Consider the following 14,830-nt stretch of genomic DNA (forward strand, 5'->3'; position numbering starts at 1 on the left):
CCGCCGTGGGAACGACCGACCGGCAACGGTGGGAACAGACGCCAGCAGCCTCAACGACAGGGAGTCCGCCTCCGATGTACGCGATCGTCAAGACCGGCGGCAAGCAGTACAAGGTCGCCGAGGGCGACGTGATCGAGGTCGAGAAGCTCACCGGTGCCCCCGGTGACGCGGTGAAGCTCACCGCGGTGCTCCTCGTCGACGGTGACGACCTGGTGACCGACGCGGCGAAGCTTGCCAAGGTCGCGGTGTCCGGCGAGATCGCCGCGCACACCAAGGGCCCGAAGATCCGGATCCACAAGTTCAAGAACAAGACCGGCTACCACAAGCGCCAGGGTCACCGCCAGCCGTTGACCCAGGTCAAGGTGACCGGCATCTCCAGCGGGAAGTAGGTCGTCCTCCAATGGCTCACAAAAAGGGTGCGTCCAGCTCGCGTAACGGTCGTGACTCCGCGGCCCAGCGACTCGGCGTGAAGCGCTTCGGTGGTCAGGTCGTCAGCGCGGGTGAGATCCTCATCCGTCAGCGTGGCACCAAGTTCCACCCCGGTGACCTGGTCGGCCGTGGCGGCGACGACACGCTGTTCGCGCTGTCCGCCGGCTCGGTCCAGTTCGGCACCAAGCGCGGTCGCAAGACCGTCAGCATCGTGCCGCAGCAGTAGTTTTCCGGCTAAGCGGGCCGCGGACCTCGTGTCCCGGCCCGCTTCGCCTTTTCTCGTGCGGGGACGTGACCTCGCTGGAAGGATTGACGCCCGTGGCGACGTTCGTTGACCGGGTCGTCCTGCACCTGCAGGCCGGCGATGGCGGGCACGGTTGTGTCTCGATCCACCGGGAGAAGTTCAAGCCCTTCGGTGGACCCGACGGCGGGAACGGCGGGCACGGGGGCAGTGTGTCGCTGGTCGTCGACCCGCAGGTCACCACCCTGCTCGACTTCCACTTCCGCCCGCACGTGAAGGCCGATAACGGCAAGGGCGGCGCCGGCTCGAACCGGGACGGCGCCAACGGCCGGGACCTCGTGCTCAAGGTCCCCAACGGCACCGTCGTGCACGCCCTGGACGGCACCGTGCTGGCCGACATGGTCGGCGCCGGCACGACCTACGAGGTGGCCCGGGGCGGGCGCGGTGGCCGCGGCAACGCGTCGCTGGCCAACGCCCGCCGCAAGGCGCCCGGCTTCGCCGAGCTGGGCGAGCCCGGCGACCACCTCGACGTGGTGCTGGAGCTGAAGAGCGTCGCCGACGTGGGCCTGGTCGGCTTCCCGTCGGCCGGCAAGTCGTCGCTGATCTCGGTGCTCTCCGCGGCCAAGCCGAAGATCGCCGACTACCCGTTCACCACCCTGGTGCCGAACCTGGGCGTGGTCCGGGTGGACAACCACACCTTCACCGTCGCCGACGTGCCCGGCCTCATCCCGGGCGCGGCCACCGGCAAGGGACTCGGCCTGGAGTTCCTCCGGCACATCGAGCGCTGCTCGGTGCTGGTGCACGTGATCGACACCGCCACGCTGGAGCCGGGCCGCGACCCGGTCGCCGACATCGACACGATCGAGGCGGAGCTGGAGGCGTACGGGGGGCTGGCCGACCGGCCCCGGATGGTCGCCCTGAACAAGGTCGACGTGCCGGACGGTCGGGACCTGGCCGAGATCGTCCGCCCCGACCTGGAGGAGCGCGGCCTGCGCGTGTTCGAGGTCTCCGCCGCCACCCGCGAGGGGCTCAAGGAACTGACGTACGCGATGGCCGAGTTGGTGGAGCAGTCGCGGAGCGCCGCGCCGCCGGCCGAGCCGACCCGCATCGTGATCCGGCCGCAGGCGGTCGACGACGCCGGGTTCACCATCGAAGCCGCCGAGGACGGTGCCTGGGTGGTCAAGGGCGTCCGCCCGGAGCGGTGGGTGCGGCAGACCAACTTCGACAACGACGAGGCGATCGGCTTCCTCGCCGACCGGCTGGCCCGGCTGGGCGTCGAGGAGAAGCTCGGCAAGGCCGGCGCCGAACCCGGCGACCTGGTGCGGATCGGGGAGCGCGAGTTCGACTGGCAGCCCACCCTCTACGCCGGCGCCGAGTTCGTCCCCGGCAACCGGGGCACGGACGTCCGGCTGGAGGAGACGTCGAGCCGCGCCCGGGCCGCCGAGCGGCTGGCTGCCCGCAAGGCCCGTCGGCAGCGCCCGGAGGACGAGATCGAGGCCGGCACCGCCGTCCAGGACGGGTACGACGCGTACGACGCCGACCGGGACGACGACGAATAGCACGACACGCTCCGTGGCCGGGACGACTGCCGGAAACCTCCGCGAAAGGCACCGCCTCTAGGGGGTCGTCGCCGGGCGGGGCGACCGGCTTCTGGACCGCCTGCGGATACGAGCCGGTCCGGGGCTGTGGCGGGCACGCCGTCGGCGCGTACACCCGCTGTTTCGCCAAGCGGCTGCCGGTCGCCGCCTGACGGCGGCCGGCGCCGGACGGTCCCGCGTCAGTCGCCGGTGTGGGTGTGGGACACGGTGACCGGCTTCGACTCGGGCGAGGCGTGCTGGCGCAGGAAGATGCTCAGGACGATCAGCGTGCCGACGGCGAGGAACTCGCTCTGCCAGTTCTGCATCGACTGGAACCAGAACTCGTTGGTCCCGAGGAACTGCCACACGCTGACCGGCGGGGCGCCGCTCTGCAGCGCCTGCTGCGCGTTGTACTCGGCGGTCCCGCCGAGCAGGTGGCCGAGGAACGAGCCGGCGAAGATCAGCAGCAGCGCGATCGAGAGGCTGTTCCGGTAGACCACGAGCGGCAGGCCGCCGGCGCGGACCGGCCACGGGGACTCCGGCGTCGCCCGGCGCTCGTCGTCCTCCGGCCGGTCGGTCTGCTCGACCGGCTTGGACTCGGCCGAACCCCGCTGCACCAGGTACGCGGTCAGCAGCACGTAGCCGCCCATCTGGAGGAACTCCGACTCCCAGTTCTCGAAGACCGCCTCGGCGAAGTGCCCGCTGCCCAGGTACGCGAACCAACTGATCGGCGCGGCGCCGAACTCGGCCAGTTCCTCGTTGTTGGTCCGCCAGCCGAAGAAGCTCTGGAGGACCAGGAACACCGCGAAGGCGCCGAACATCGTCAGGGCGAGGGCGTTGTTCCGCAGCCAGCGCGGCATGGCGACCTCCTCGTCGAGGGTCGGTGACGCTCCGCTGGTGCCCTGGGTCGTCCGCTGGCAAACCCGGTCAGGGGCGGTCGAAGGGGGTGTCGAGCCGGCCACCGGTGCCCGCCCGGTTGGAGAGCAGCAGCCCGAGCGCGAGCATGCCGAAGCCGAGGAACAGGTGCAGCCAGTTGTCGGCGTTGTTGACCGGGATGACGTTCGCCGCGCTCTCCCGGTCGATGGCCAGGCCGTACAGCCACAGTCCCAGGTAGAGGGCGCCGCCGCCGGCCAGGAAGAGCCGGGACCCGCCGACGCTGCGCGCCAGCACCAGACCGGCCAGGCCGAACCCCAGGTGCAGGAGGTTGTGCAGGATCGACACCTGGAACAGGCCGAGCAGCTTCGCCTCCGAGTGGTGACCGGCGAAGTCCATGCCGTCGTACCCGGTGGTGATGCCGGGGACGAACCCGAGCACCCCGATCAGCAGGAAGGCCGCGGCCGTCGCCAGCGCGGCCAACTGCACCTTCTGCCTCGGGCCCCGGCCGTCCCGTGCTCTGCGTGCCATCGACGTCACCTCCGTGGAGCCGCGGAACCCCCGCCCCGCGGCGTGCACCGTCCGTCACCGACGGCGACGATCCTCCATTGTCCAGTCGCGACCGACGGCGTCGCAGAGAAATGGCGGATCAGGTATGGAAGCCGGAACGCAGGGTAGGTGAATAACGACGGCAGCGGAATCGCCGCCGTAAACCCCCAGCACAACCGCGACGACTATCCGAGCGGAAGGGAAATCATGACTTACGATCTGTCACCCACGTCTTCCACGTACGGGCAGGAGTCGACCAACGGCGGTAACGTCCGCGACCAGGCCCGTCAGGTCGGTTCGGAGGCCAAGCAGGCCGGTGGCGCCGTCGCCGGGACGGCCAAGGAGCAGGGCCGCGAGGTGGTCGGCGAGACCAGGCGCCAGGCGCGCAACCTCTACGGCGAGGCCCGCACCCAGCTCGCCAGCCAGACCGGTGAGCAGCAGCGGCGCGCCGCCGGTGGGCTCCGGTCGCTGGCCGACGAGATGCGCTCGATGGCGCAGAGCAGCGGCCAGTCCGGCCCGGTGGCGGAACTCGCCCACCAGGCCGCCGAGCGCGTGCACGGCGTGGCCGGCTGGCTGGAGGAGCGCGAGCCCGGCGACCTCGTCAACGAGGTACGCGACTACGCCCGCCGCAACCCCGGCACCTTCCTTGTCGGCGCCGCCGTGCTCGGTGTGCTCGCCGGTCGGCTGACGAAGAACATCGCCGCGACCAACGACTCCGGCCAGCACGCGTACGGCTCGGGTGCCGGCTACGACCCGGAGCGGACCGCCGTCATCCCGACCCCGCCGCCCGTGCAGCGCACGATGCCGGCCGGCGGCTACCTCGACCCGACCCCCGGCACGTACGCCGAGCCGACGCCGGGCTACTCCGGCCAGGGTGCCGCCTACCCGGACCCGCAGACGACCACCAGCTACGCGGACCCGGCCGGGGGCACCGGCCAGCCACTGCCGCCGGTGAGCCAGACCGACCCGCTGCCGGGCGTGCCGTCCAGCGGAACCACCCGTCCGTGAGCGACCGAATCACCCGAAGGGAGGCGGCGGCGTGAGCATGCCGACGCAGGGGTTCGGAGCGGACCCCGGGTACCACCCGCACGACGCGGACGAGGTGCGCAACAGCTCCATCGGTGAGCTGATGCGCTCCGTCACGACCGACCTGTCCACGCTGATGCGGCAGGAGGTCGAACTGGCCAAGGCGGAGATCCGCGAGGAGGGCAAGAAGGCAGGCAAGGCCGCCGGGTTCTTCGGTGGCGCCGGCTTCGGCGGCTACATGGTGGCCCTGTTCCTGTCGCTCGCCCTCTGGGCCGGCCTGTCCAACGTGATGGACGCCGGCTGGGCGGCGCTGATCGTCGCCGCCATCTGGGGCGTCATCGCGGCCGTCCTCTACTCCATGGCCAGGAAGAACGCCGAGAAGGTGCGCGGCCTCAAGAAGACCAACGAGAGCGTGCAGCGTATCCCCGACGCGCTCAAGCCCCACCCGCAGGAGGTCACCCGATGAGCACCGACCCGGACCAGATCCGCCGGGAGATCGAATACACCCGGAACAACCTGAGCTCTGATGTGGACGCGCTGGCGTACAAGGTCAGCCCCGCCCGCATCGTCGACGACCGCAAGCAGCGGGTCCGTGGCGCGCTGCAGAATGTGAGGGACAAGGTAATGGGAACCGCGTCGGACCTCGGCCACAGCACCCAGCACGGCGCCCACGCGGCGGGCGGGCACGCCTCCTCGGCGGCCTCCACGGTGAGCGACAAGGCGCACTCCGCCGCGTCGACGGTGAGCGACAAGGCGCAGTCGGCCGCGTCGACGGTGAGCGACGCCGCGCACAGCGCCCCGCACGTCATCCGCCAGAAGTCCGAGGGCAACCCCCTCGCCGCCGGTCTCATCGCCTTCGGCGTCGGCTGGCTGGCGTCCTCGCTGATCCCGGCCACCCGCCGTGAGCAGCAGGTCGCCACCCAGGTCAAGGAGAAGGCCAGCGAGCACACCGGCGTGGTGAAGGAGAAGCTGGGCGAGGTCGCCACCGAGATCAAGGAAGAGCTGCGCGAGCCGGCGCAGAACGCCGCCCAGTCGGTGAAGTCGACCGCGCAGGACGCCGCGCAGGCGGTCAAGCACGACTCGAAGTCGGCCGCCCAGGACGTCAAGGACCAGGCGCAGCAGTCCCGCGACCAGGTGCGGTACTGACCGAGGTGCACCGTACGCCGCAGCTCGCGGCCACTATCCGGAGCGTTCCGGGGAGTGGCCGTGAGCTGTCGTGTGCGGTGCGCGCGGGTGCGCGGCGGTGCGCGGCGGTGCGCGGCGGTGCGCGGCGGTGTTAAGAAGGGGCCCTTCCTCTACGCGAGGCGTTAAGAGGGGGCCCTTCCTTACCGCTGGCGGAGGCGTGAGCGGAGGGTGCGTTCGAAGTGGGCGGCGCGGCGGACACGGGTGCCGGCGTACGGGACGCCGCCCCGGAACACCCGCCGGGCCAGCGCCAGCCAACTGCACACGCCGCGCTCCAGCACCCACAGCGGGGCGGCCAGCGCCGTCGCGGCGGGGAAGACCGCCGTACCGCCGGCCCGCCGCCGGCCCGCCTCGGCCAGGCCCACCGTGGTGACCGCCGCACCGAGCAGCAGCCCCGGACGGCGGTACGCCACCCCCGCCGCCAGCGCCGGCAGGACCGCGAGCGCGGCCACCAGGCGGGCGGGCTGGGCCAGGTCGTCGTACGCCTGACGCACCCGTTGGCCCAGGAAGTGGGCGGTCTCCGGCGGGAGCCGGCGTACGTAGAGACCCGCCGGTGCCGCCTCGGTGCCCCCGTACGCGCGCACGGTCCGGATCAGCTCCAGGTTCTCGAAGAGCACGTCCGGGTCGTACCCGCCCATGGCGAGGAAGGTGCTCCGGCGTACCGCCAGGGTGCCCGGGTAGTCGGCGCCGAGGGCGCGGTTGAGCAGGGTCCGCCCGGTGTCCCAGTACGCGTGCCAGGGCAGCGGGTCGAAGTAGTTCTGCGGCCGGACCAGGTCCACCCGGTCGAGCAGGGAGTGCACGGCGCGCAGCCCCGCCCCGTCGTACCGGACGTCGTCGTCGGCGATCACCACGTGCTCGTGCCGCGCGTCGGCGACGCCGGTGAGCACACCGCGCACCTTGCCGTTGACGCCGGACAGCGCGGGATCGGGCGGGACGTGGCGGACCAGGCCGCGCCAGGCCAGCTCGTGGCGGGCGAAGACCTCCGGCGGTGAGCCGTCGACGACGGTCACGTCGACCCGGGAGGCGAGCCGGCGCAGGTACCCGGTCAGCTCGGCCAGGCCGGTGTCGTCGGTCCAGCGCAGCGGCAGGACGTACGCCATGGGGAGCCGGCGGGGCGGTGCCACCGACCAGCCACCGGCGGCGGGTGCCCCACCGGGGGCCGGCGCGGCGGCGGCCCGGGGGGACGCGGCCGTGCGGTGCCGGTCGTTGCCGGGCACGCCTCCGGCCGGGCGGGCCGGGGCGCTCATGCCGACTCCGGACGCCGGTAGACCGACACGTGCGTGCGGCTGTCGTCGGTGAAGGGCCGGCCGGTCCAGTCCGCCCAGCGGTGCTCACGGCGCATGCCGGCCAGCTCGGCCATCAGGTCCAGCTCCGCCGGCCAGGCGTAGCGGTGGTTGGCCGGCAGCAGCCGGACCCCGGTGTCGGTGAGCCGGATCTTGGTGGTGGTCATCCGCTGCTCGGCGGGGTGCAGGAGGCCCGCCTCCAGCAGCACCTCGTCCTCGGTCACCCGCAGCGGTCGCAGGGCGCTCCCGGCGCGGAAGGCGCCCGGGTCGGGCACCCACGCCTCGACCACGAACCGGCCACCGGGGCGCAGGTGGGCGGCGGCGTTGCGGAAGCAGGCCACCTGCGCGGCCTGGTCGGGCAGCGCGAAGACGGTGTTGAAGGCGAGCACCACGACGCTGAACTCGCCCGGCACCCGGGTCGACGCGAAATCGCCGACGGCCAGCTCGACGGCGTCGCCGCCGGGCTTGGCCCGCAGGCCCTCGACCATCTCCGGGGAGCCCTCGATGCCGGAGACGGGGATGCCACGGGCGACCAGCGGCAGTGCGATCCGCCCGGTGCCCACCCCGAACTCGCAGACGGGTCCACCGTCGGCCAGCGCCGCGAGCCGTTCCACCGCGGCGGCCGGATCGAGGTGGGCGTACGCCTCGTCGTAGACGTCCGCGGCATGCCGCCCGTACGCGCTCGGGTCGAAGGTCAACGGGGCCTCCCGTCGAGGTGGGTGCCCACAGCAGGTGCCCGGATATCAGCCGATCAAACCGGTTCGTCGTTTCGGGGGGCCCCTGCCGGGTAGCGCAGCGTCTGAGGCGGGTGGTCCATCCCCGGGCCCCCGGGTGGAGGAGACGTGATGACCAGCAATGGAACGAGGTGGGCGCTGCTCGGCGTCACCACGGCGACCGCGGTCGGCGTCGGTCGGGCGGTGGCCAGCCGGCGACGCCGGCACCAACCCGACCGGGAGGACGGCTGGTACGTGGTGCGTCGCGCGGTCACCGTCGACCGGCCGGTGGAGGCGGTGATCGGCTTCTGGACCGACCGGGAGCGGATGGACCGCGCGCTGGCCGAGTGGGCGACCCTGGAGCAGGTCGGCGACAACCGGTGGCGCTGCGTGGCCGTCGACCCGGTCGGCAGCGGCACCGAGTGGCGGGCCGAGATCACCGTGGACGGCCCCGGCCGGCTGCGCTGGATCGTGACCGACGGGCAGCCGCAGGAGGGCACCGTCGAGCTGGTCCCGGCGCCCATGGACCGGGGCACCGAGATCCGCGCCGAGCTGCGCTACCGCTCCAGGGCGCTGCGCCGAGCCGTCGGCCTGGCCACCAGCCACGAGCCGGACCTGGCGCTGCGGGACACGCTGCGCCGCGTGAAGTCCCTGGTCGAGTGCGGGCAGGTGCTCGACACCCGGCGGGACCCCTCGGGGCGCACGCCGGCACAGGAGATGGCCACCGACAAGGTCCGCGAGAAGCTGACGGCGGGAGGACGGGCGTGAGGGCGCTGTGTTGGGAGGGCGTCGGCAAGCTGGCGGTGCGGGACGTGCCCGAGCCGGGTGTACGCGCCGACGGTGACGTCATCGTCAAGGTCCGGGCCAGCAGCGTCTGCGGCTCGGACCTGCACCTGATCAACGGGTTCGTGCCGGCGATGCGGGAGGGGGACGTCCTCGGCCACGAGTTCATGGGCGAGGTGGTGGAGACCGGGCCGGGTGTCCGGCGGCTGAAGGCCGGCGACCGGGTGGTGGTCGGCTCGGTGGTGGCCTGCGGCGGCTGCTGGTACTGCCGCACCGAGCAGTACTCCCTCTGCGACAACTCCAACCCGCAGCCCGTCTTCGCGGAGAAGCTCTGGGGGCACTCGCCCGCCGGCATCCTCGGCTACTCGCACGCCGCCGGAGGCTTCTCCGGCAGCCACGCCGAGTACGTCCGGGTGCCCTTCGGCGACGTCGGCGCCTTCAAGATCCCCGACGGGGTGCCCGACAACGCGGCGGTCTTCGCCTCCGACGCGATGCCGACCGGCTGGATGGCCGCCGACTTCTGCAACCTCACCGGCGGCGAGGTGGTCGCCGTCTGGGGTGCCGGCGGGGTGGGACAGATGGCGGCCCGGGCCGCCCAGATCCTCGGCGCCGGACGGGTGATCGTGGTCGACCGTCTGCCGGAGCGGCTCGCCACGGCCGCGGACCGGCTCGGCGTCGAGACGGTCAACTACGCGGAGACCGACGTTCTGGAGGCGCTGCGGGAGATGACCGGCGGCCGGGGGCCGGACGCCTGCATCGAGGCCGTCGGCATGGAGTCGCACGACGTCGGCCCGACGTACGCGTACGACAAGGCGAAGCAGACGGCCCGGTTGCAGAGCGACCGGCCGACCTCGGTCCGGCAGGCGATCATGGCGTGCCGCAAGGGCGGCACGGTGAGCATCGTCGGGGTGTACGCCGGCCTGGTGGACAAGTTCCCGCTCGGCGCGGCGATGAACAAGGCACTGGTGCTGCGGATGGGGCAGATGCACGCGCAGCGCTACATCCCGATGCTGCTGGACCGGATCGCGGCCGGCGAGATCGACCCCGGCTACCTCGCCACCCACCCGATGCCGCTGGAGAAGGGCGTCCGGGGCTACGAGATGTTCGAGAAGAAGGAGGACGCCTGCCTGCGAACCGTGTTGCACCCGTGACTCCGGGCGCTGCCGCCCTCCTGGCGCTGACGGGACGCAACCGGTCACCCGTCGGTCCTCCAGGAGGGCGTCACCGCGCTGTCGGGTCGAGGCCGTCAGGCGGTCTGCCGGACGTTGGTGATGACGAAGCCGCTGGGCGGGAGCGCCGGCATGCGGTTCAGGCGGACCGCGAGGTCCTGCGGCGGGACGTCGTAGCTCATCGTGCCGGCCAGGTTGGTCACCGCCCGTTTCATCAACTCGATGGTGATCCACTCTCCGGCGCAGCGGTGCCCGGCCCAGTGCTCGCCTCCGCCCTGCGGGACGAGCCCGTACGGGTCGTCGCGCCAGCCGACGAAGCGCTCGGGGCGGAACCGTTCCGGCTCCGGCCAGAGGGTCGGGTGGTGGTTGGTGCCGTACAGGTCGAGCAGCACCCGGCGGCCCCGGGGAAAGTGGTACCCCTGCCAGTCGAACGAGCGGCGCACCCGGGCGGCGGCGACCGGGAAGAACGGGTAGTACCGGCGTACCTCCTGCACGAACTGCTCGGTCGCCTCATCGTTCCCGCGGACCCCGTCCCGCCAGGCGGGGTGGTCGTGCAGCGCCAGAGCCGCGAACACCACGAAGCGGTCCACGGCGACGGTCGGGCGCAGGATGTTGAGCAGTTCCACGGCGGCGATCCGGCGGGGGAGCAGCCGTCCGGTGGAGTCCCGGTGCTCGGCGATGACCCGTAGCGCGCTTCCCGGCGGCGCGGTCAGCGTGCCGACGCGTTCGCGGTCGATGACGTCGCCGGCCCAGTGCTCCGCGCGCCGGCGGCCGAGCAGGCCCCGCCAGTGCCGGGGGCCGATCGCCGCCGGGCCGTCGATCATGGCTTCCAGGTCGGCGTTGCGCCGGGCCACCTCGGAGCCGGACAGCGGCACCCCGGCCCAGGCGCAGACCGCCCGGGTGAGCATCCGGCTGACCTCGTCGAAGAGGACGACCGGCCCACCGGACTCCCACGCCGGGACACGCGCCCGCCACTCGTCGTCGAAGAGCTGACCGATGTGCCGGACCGCCGTCGGGGTCATGATCGACATGAACATGCGCTTGCGGTCGGTGTGCGCCGCCTCGTCCAGGCCCTGTACGCCACCGACCCCGGTGAGGGTGCGCTGGCCGCGCTTGGGCATCGCGCCGGCCCGCTTGAAGCGCCCGGTGTCGTAGAACAGCTCCACCGCCGCCCGGCCCCGCAGGCAGATCGTCGGTTCCAGCAGCAGGCGCGTCGTGAAGATGTCGCTGCCGTGCCGGTCGCAGCGGGCGCTGATGAACCGGTACCCGTCCCGCAGGAAGGCCGGGGTGCTGTCCACGCCGTGTTCCGCCGGGATCGTCGCCATTGGGCCTCCTTGTCGTCTACGGCGCGTCTACCCAGGCGGAAGCGGCTGAATCCCTCCAGCCACCACCAAGCACACCCCACCCTCGGCAGCTCGCGCACACCTCGCCCCTAACGGCGGACCCGGCGGGCGGAAAGTTGTGGTCGCTGGCCCCTCCCAGGAGCGGAGGGACCTGGTTGGCTTTGGGTGCAAGCGGTGCCGGGAAGGACCACGGGGAGGGCGTATGCGGGGGAACGGGTCGCCGTACTGGCGGCAGCAGCGGCTGCGGACGGCGTTGGCCGGCGCCGGCCGGGAGCCGGGGAGCGCGGCACTGATCGCGCCGCCGCGCCGGGTGGCCCGGCCCGTCCGGTGGTTCACGGCGCACCTGGGCTTCGAGGCGGCCGACCCGGGCCACGCCCGGGAGTTCGCGGTGGCGTACGTGGAGGCGCTGAGCCTGCTCCGGCCCGAGCTGGCCCTCGGGGCGGCGGCGCTGTCCCCGGCCGACGCCTGGCACCGGGCGGAACGGCTGTTCTGCGGCGCGATCGGCCCGGACGGCGAGCGGTGCGCCGACGTGGCCCACCATCCGGGCTTCCACCATGCGCCCGGCCCGGGCGGCCTCGGGTGGGGCGACGGTGACTAGTCGCCGGAGCGGGCACGAGCCCGGACGAGGAAGCGGCCGTGCAGGTTGGCGGGGCGGACGTTCCCGTTGAGCGCCGCGAGGTGGCCGGCGGCCTCGGCCATCTGCGCGCCGAGGTGGAGCAGATCATGAGCGGGTGGAACGCCACGTACCTCATGGCACGCCGGTGAGGTACGTGGCGTTCCACCGAGCTCGGCTCGGCCGCCGGATCATGGTCAGTCCAGGTCGAACTCGCCGTCCTGGGCGCCGGCGACGAAGGCGTCCCACTCAGCCTGGGTGAAGACCAGCACCGGGCCGTCCGGCTCGGCCGAGTTGCGCATGCCGATCAGGTCGTCGACGAACGCGACCTCGACGGCGCTGTCGGAGGTGTCTCCCTCGGCCCGCTGCCAGACCGCCCGGGAGAGGTCGAAGTCGCCCTTGGGGTGCGCAGTCATCGCGTGTTCCTCCAGTGCCAGGGGTCGTGGGGGACCGGTGCGGATCCCCATCGGGCAGGATAAGCGGATGCCGAGCCTGAGCCGTGTAGAGGCGACCGCGCGTGGCGCGTCGATCACCGTCCAGTCCTACCGGGTCGACCTCGACCTGACCGGGGACGGTGACCGGTTCCGGTCGCACGTGGAGATCCGGTTCCGGGCCACCGCCGGGACGGAGACGTTCGTCGAGGTCAAGCCCGCGACCCTGCATCAGGTACGCCTCAACGGCGCCGACCTCGACCCCGCCACGCTGGACGACAACCGGCTGCGGCTGACCGGGCTCACCGAGGAGAACACGCTCACGGTGAGCGCGGACATGGCGTACTCCAACACGGGCGAGGGCATGCACCGCTTCGTCGACCCGGCCGACGGTGAGACCTACCTCTACGCGATGTCCTTCCTGGACGACGTGCAGCGCATCTTCGCGGCGTTCGACCAGCCCGACCTGAAGGCGCCGGTCACCCTCTCGGTCACCGCGCCGGAGCACTGGACCGTCGCCGCCAACGGCGAGCTGGCCGCCAACCCGTCGCCGGGCCGCTGGGAGTTCGCCGAGACGGCGCCGCTGGCCACGTACTTCTTCTCGCTGATCGCCGGGCCCTGGCACGTACGTCGCGACTCCCACGACGGCATCCCGCTCGGCGTGTACTGCCGCCGGTCCCTCGCCGCGCACCTGGACACCGACATCGACGAGATCATGACGGTCACCCGGCAGTGCCTGGACCGCTTCCACCAGCTGTTCGACGTGCGCTACCCGTTCGGCAAGTACGACCAGGCGTTCGTGCCCGAGTTCAACGCCGGCGCGATGGAGAACCCCGGCCTGGTCACCTTCCGGGACGACTACGTCTTCCGCTCGGCCGTCACCGACTCGCAGCGCGAGCTGCGGGCCACCACGATCGCCCACGAGATGGCGCACATGTGGTTCGGTGACCTGGTCACCATGCGCTGGTGGGACGACCTGTGGCTGAACGAGTCCTTCGCGGAGTACCTGGGCACCCGGGTCACCGCGGAGGCGACCCGCTTCGACCGGGCGTGGACCACGTTCGCCCTGCGCCGCAAGGCCTGGGGGTACGCCGCCGACCAGCGTCCCTCCACCCACCCGGTGGCCCCCGAGGAGGTCACCGACGCCGCCGAGGGCCTGCTCAACTTCGACGGCATCTCGTACGCCAAGGGCGCCGGCGTCCTGCGGCAGCTCGTCGCCGCGCTGGGCGACGAGGCGTTCCTCGCCGGCCTCAACGCGCACTTCGCGAAGCACCGGTTCGGCAACGCCACCCTGGACGACCTGCTGGGCAGCCTGTCCGCCGCCAGCGGACGGGACCTGACCGGGTGGGCGCAGCGGTGGCTGCGCAGCGCGCAGGTCAACACGCTGCGCGCCGAGGTGGCCGTCGACGCGGACGGCCGCTACACCGAGGTGGCGGTGACGCAGACCGCCGCCGAGACGCACCCGGTGCTGCGCCCGCACCGCATCGGCGTCGGCCGGTACGCGGCCGACGGCACCGTGACCCGTACCGAGGTCGACCTCGACCCGGACGCCGTCGGTGGCCGTACGGTGCTCGCCGACCTGGCCGGTGAGCCGGCGGCCCGGCTGCTGCTGCCCAACGACGGCGACCTGACCTTCGCCAAGATCCGCCTCGACCCGGCCTCCGCGGACGCGGTGCCGGCGTTGCTGCCCGGCCTGGCGGACCCGCTCGCCCGCGCGCTGCTCTGGGGCGAGGCGCTGGACGCGGCCACCGACGGGGAACGGCCGGTCGGGGTCGGCCTGGTCGGGCTGATCGCGGCGGCGCTGCCCGCCGAGACCGAGGTGGTCATCGCGGAGGACGTGCTCACGCTCAGCCGCTCGCTGATCGACCGCTACCTGGATCCGGCCGCCCGCGAGGCCGCCCTGGCCCGGGTCGCCGACGCCTGCCGGGCGCTGCTCGACGGCGCGCCGGCCGGTGGGTCGTTGCAGCTCGCCGCCGCGCGGGGCTGGATCGCCGCGACCACCGACGCCGACCTGCTGACCGGTTGGCTCGCCGGCCGGGACGTGCCCGCCGGGCTGGCCGTCGACACCGAGCTGCGCTGGTCGGTCCTGCGCCGGCTGGTGGTGCTGGGCGCGGCCGGTGAACCGGAGATCGCCGCCGAGGCGGCGGCCGACCCGAGCGCGGCCGGCGCCGAGCGGGCCGCCGGCTGCCGGGCGGCGCTGCCCGACGCCGACGCCAAGCAGGCCGCCTGGCAGATCATCGTCGCCGACACCACGCTGTCCAACCGGCTCGTCGAGGCGACCGCCGGCGGGTTCTGGCAGCCCGAGCAGGCCGAGCTGACCGCCGCGTACGTGTCCCGGTACTTCGAGGACATGCCGGCCGCCGCGCGTGCGCGTACGCCCTGGGTGGCCGACCGGGTCGCGGGCCTGGCGTTCCCCCGCTACGCCGTGGCGCAGCCCACCCGGGAGGCGGCCGCGGCGCTGCTCGCCCGCGACGACGTCACGCCCGGCCTGCGCCGCGTGGTGACCGACGCGGACGACGACCTGCGCCGCGCCCTCGTCGCCCGCACGGCGGTGGCCGCCGCCTCCGCCTGACCGTCCGCCCCTTGCGCGAGGTGGCGTGGGACGGGGCGGGTGGGGT

17 protein-coding genes are annotated in these 14,830 nt (G+C 73.1%); 11 read left to right on the top strand and 6 right to left on the bottom strand.

The features are described 5' to 3' along the window. The first annotated feature begins 74 nt into the window (after nt 1-74). From rplU to obgE, 3 genes are all read left to right on the top strand, one after another. Nucleotides 75-389: a 50S ribosomal protein L21 gene (gene rplU, locus ACIBR0_RS27315; RefSeq protein WP_067312477.1), complete on the top strand. Its 315-nt coding sequence runs from the start codon at nt 75-77 to the stop codon at nt 387-389. 11 nt (nt 390-400) lie between these two features. Next, the gene (rpmA, locus tag ACIBR0_RS27320; protein ID WP_091072397.1) at nt 401-655 is read left to right on the top strand and encodes a 50S ribosomal protein L27; all 255 of its coding nucleotides are present in this window, start codon (nt 401-403) and stop codon (nt 653-655) included. Between the two features lie 92 nt (nt 656-747). Continuing rightward, on the top strand, nt 748-2,229 hold the full coding sequence (obgE, locus tag ACIBR0_RS27325) for a GTPase ObgE (RefSeq protein ID WP_396720369.1): 1,482 nt from the start codon (nt 748-750) through the stop codon (nt 2,227-2,229). 218 nt (nt 2,230-2,447) lie between these two features. Here obgE and ACIBR0_RS27330 read toward each other — a convergent pair whose 3' ends face one another. Next, nucleotides 2,448-3,107, bottom strand: coding sequence for a DUF6766 family protein (locus ACIBR0_RS27330; protein WP_357036877.1), 660 nt, complete (start codon nt 3,105-3,107; stop codon nt 2,448-2,450). A gap of 67 nt (nt 3,108-3,174) precedes the next feature. Further along, nucleotides 3,175-3,651 carry a DUF4383 domain-containing protein gene (locus ACIBR0_RS27335; RefSeq protein ID WP_396720372.1) on the bottom strand — a complete coding sequence of 159 codons (477 nt, stop codon included), beginning with the start codon at nt 3,649-3,651 and terminating at the stop codon, nt 3,175-3,177. A 225-nt stretch (nt 3,652-3,876) separates the two neighbouring features. Here ACIBR0_RS27335 and ACIBR0_RS27340 point away from each other — a divergent pair, with 225 nt between their 5' ends. From ACIBR0_RS27340 to ACIBR0_RS27350, 3 genes are read left to right on the top strand one after another with little or no spacing between them, the layout of a single operon-like run. After that, on the top strand, nt 3,877-4,677 hold the full coding sequence (locus ACIBR0_RS27340; protein ID WP_396720374.1) for a hypothetical protein: 801 nt from the start codon (nt 3,877-3,879) through the stop codon (nt 4,675-4,677). Between the two features lie 31 nt (nt 4,678-4,708). Then, a complete protein-coding gene (locus ACIBR0_RS27345) occupies nt 4,709-5,161 on the top strand; it encodes a phage holin family protein (RefSeq protein ID WP_396720376.1) in 453 nt (150 codons plus the stop codon). Beyond that, a complete protein-coding gene (locus tag ACIBR0_RS27350; RefSeq protein WP_357036889.1) occupies nt 5,158-5,841 on the top strand; it encodes a DUF3618 domain-containing protein in 684 nt (227 codons plus the stop codon). The genes ACIBR0_RS27345 and ACIBR0_RS27350 overlap by 4 nt, the downstream gene beginning before the upstream one ends. Nucleotides 5,842-6,020: 179 nt before the next feature. On the opposite strand, the gene ACIBR0_RS27355 is transcribed toward ACIBR0_RS27350, so the two are convergent. Together ACIBR0_RS27355 and ACIBR0_RS27360 are read right to left on the bottom strand one after the other, a co-directional pair. Continuing rightward, nucleotides 6,021-7,124, bottom strand: a complete 1,104-nt coding sequence (locus ACIBR0_RS27355) for a glycosyltransferase (RefSeq protein ID WP_396720378.1) — start codon at nt 7,122-7,124, stop codon at nt 6,021-6,023. Next, on the bottom strand, nt 7,121-7,858 hold the full coding sequence (locus ACIBR0_RS27360; RefSeq protein WP_396720380.1) for a class I SAM-dependent DNA methyltransferase: 738 nt from the start codon (nt 7,856-7,858) through the stop codon (nt 7,121-7,123). Before ACIBR0_RS27360 ends, ACIBR0_RS27355 begins: the two co-directional genes overlap by 4 nt. Before the next feature lie 147 nt (nt 7,859-8,005). Here ACIBR0_RS27360 and ACIBR0_RS27365 point away from each other — a divergent pair, with 147 nt between their 5' ends. Both ACIBR0_RS27365 and ACIBR0_RS27370 read left to right on the top strand, forming a co-directional pair. Beyond that, complete coding sequence (locus ACIBR0_RS27365) at nt 8,006-8,641, top strand: cyclase (RefSeq protein ID WP_396720382.1); 636 nt, start codon at nt 8,006-8,008, stop codon at nt 8,639-8,641. After that, the gene (locus ACIBR0_RS27370) at nt 8,638-9,807 is read left to right on the top strand and encodes a zinc-dependent alcohol dehydrogenase (RefSeq protein ID WP_396720384.1); all 1,170 of its coding nucleotides are present in this window, start codon (nt 8,638-8,640) and stop codon (nt 9,805-9,807) included. Before ACIBR0_RS27365 ends, ACIBR0_RS27370 begins: the two co-directional genes overlap by 4 nt. 95 nt (nt 9,808-9,902) lie before the next feature. Here the strand turns inward: ACIBR0_RS27370 and ACIBR0_RS27375 are convergent, their stop codons facing one another. Next, nucleotides 9,903-11,150, bottom strand: a complete 1,248-nt coding sequence (locus ACIBR0_RS27375) for a cytochrome P450 (RefSeq protein ID WP_396720386.1) — start codon at nt 11,148-11,150, stop codon at nt 9,903-9,905. A 220-nt stretch (nt 11,151-11,370) separates the two neighbouring features. On the opposite strand from ACIBR0_RS27375, the gene ACIBR0_RS27380 reads away from it, so the two are divergent. Next, complete coding sequence (locus ACIBR0_RS27380) at nt 11,371-11,766, top strand: hypothetical protein (protein ID WP_396720387.1); 396 nt, start codon at nt 11,371-11,373, stop codon at nt 11,764-11,766. A 38-nt stretch (nt 11,767-11,804) separates the two neighbouring features. Then, complete coding sequence (locus ACIBR0_RS27385; RefSeq protein WP_396720389.1) at nt 11,805-11,933, top strand: hypothetical protein; 129 nt, start codon at nt 11,805-11,807, stop codon at nt 11,931-11,933. A 45-nt stretch (nt 11,934-11,978) separates the two neighbouring features. On the opposite strand, the gene ACIBR0_RS27390 is transcribed toward ACIBR0_RS27385, so the two are convergent. Then, on the bottom strand, nt 11,979-12,197 hold the full coding sequence (locus ACIBR0_RS27390; protein ID WP_357040925.1) for a DUF397 domain-containing protein: 219 nt from the start codon (nt 12,195-12,197) through the stop codon (nt 11,979-11,981). 67 nt (nt 12,198-12,264) lie between these two features. On the opposite strand from ACIBR0_RS27390, the gene pepN reads away from it, so the two are divergent. Next, entirely contained in the window at nt 12,265-14,784 is a 2,520-nt protein-coding gene (pepN, locus tag ACIBR0_RS27395; RefSeq protein WP_396720392.1) for an aminopeptidase N, read from the top strand. The last annotated feature ends 46 nt before the right edge of the window (nt 14,785-14,830 follow it).

It is taken from the genome of Micromonospora sp. NPDC049497, assembly GCF_044465805.1.
GTDB lineage: Bacteria > Actinomycetota > Actinomycetes > Mycobacteriales > Micromonosporaceae > Micromonospora.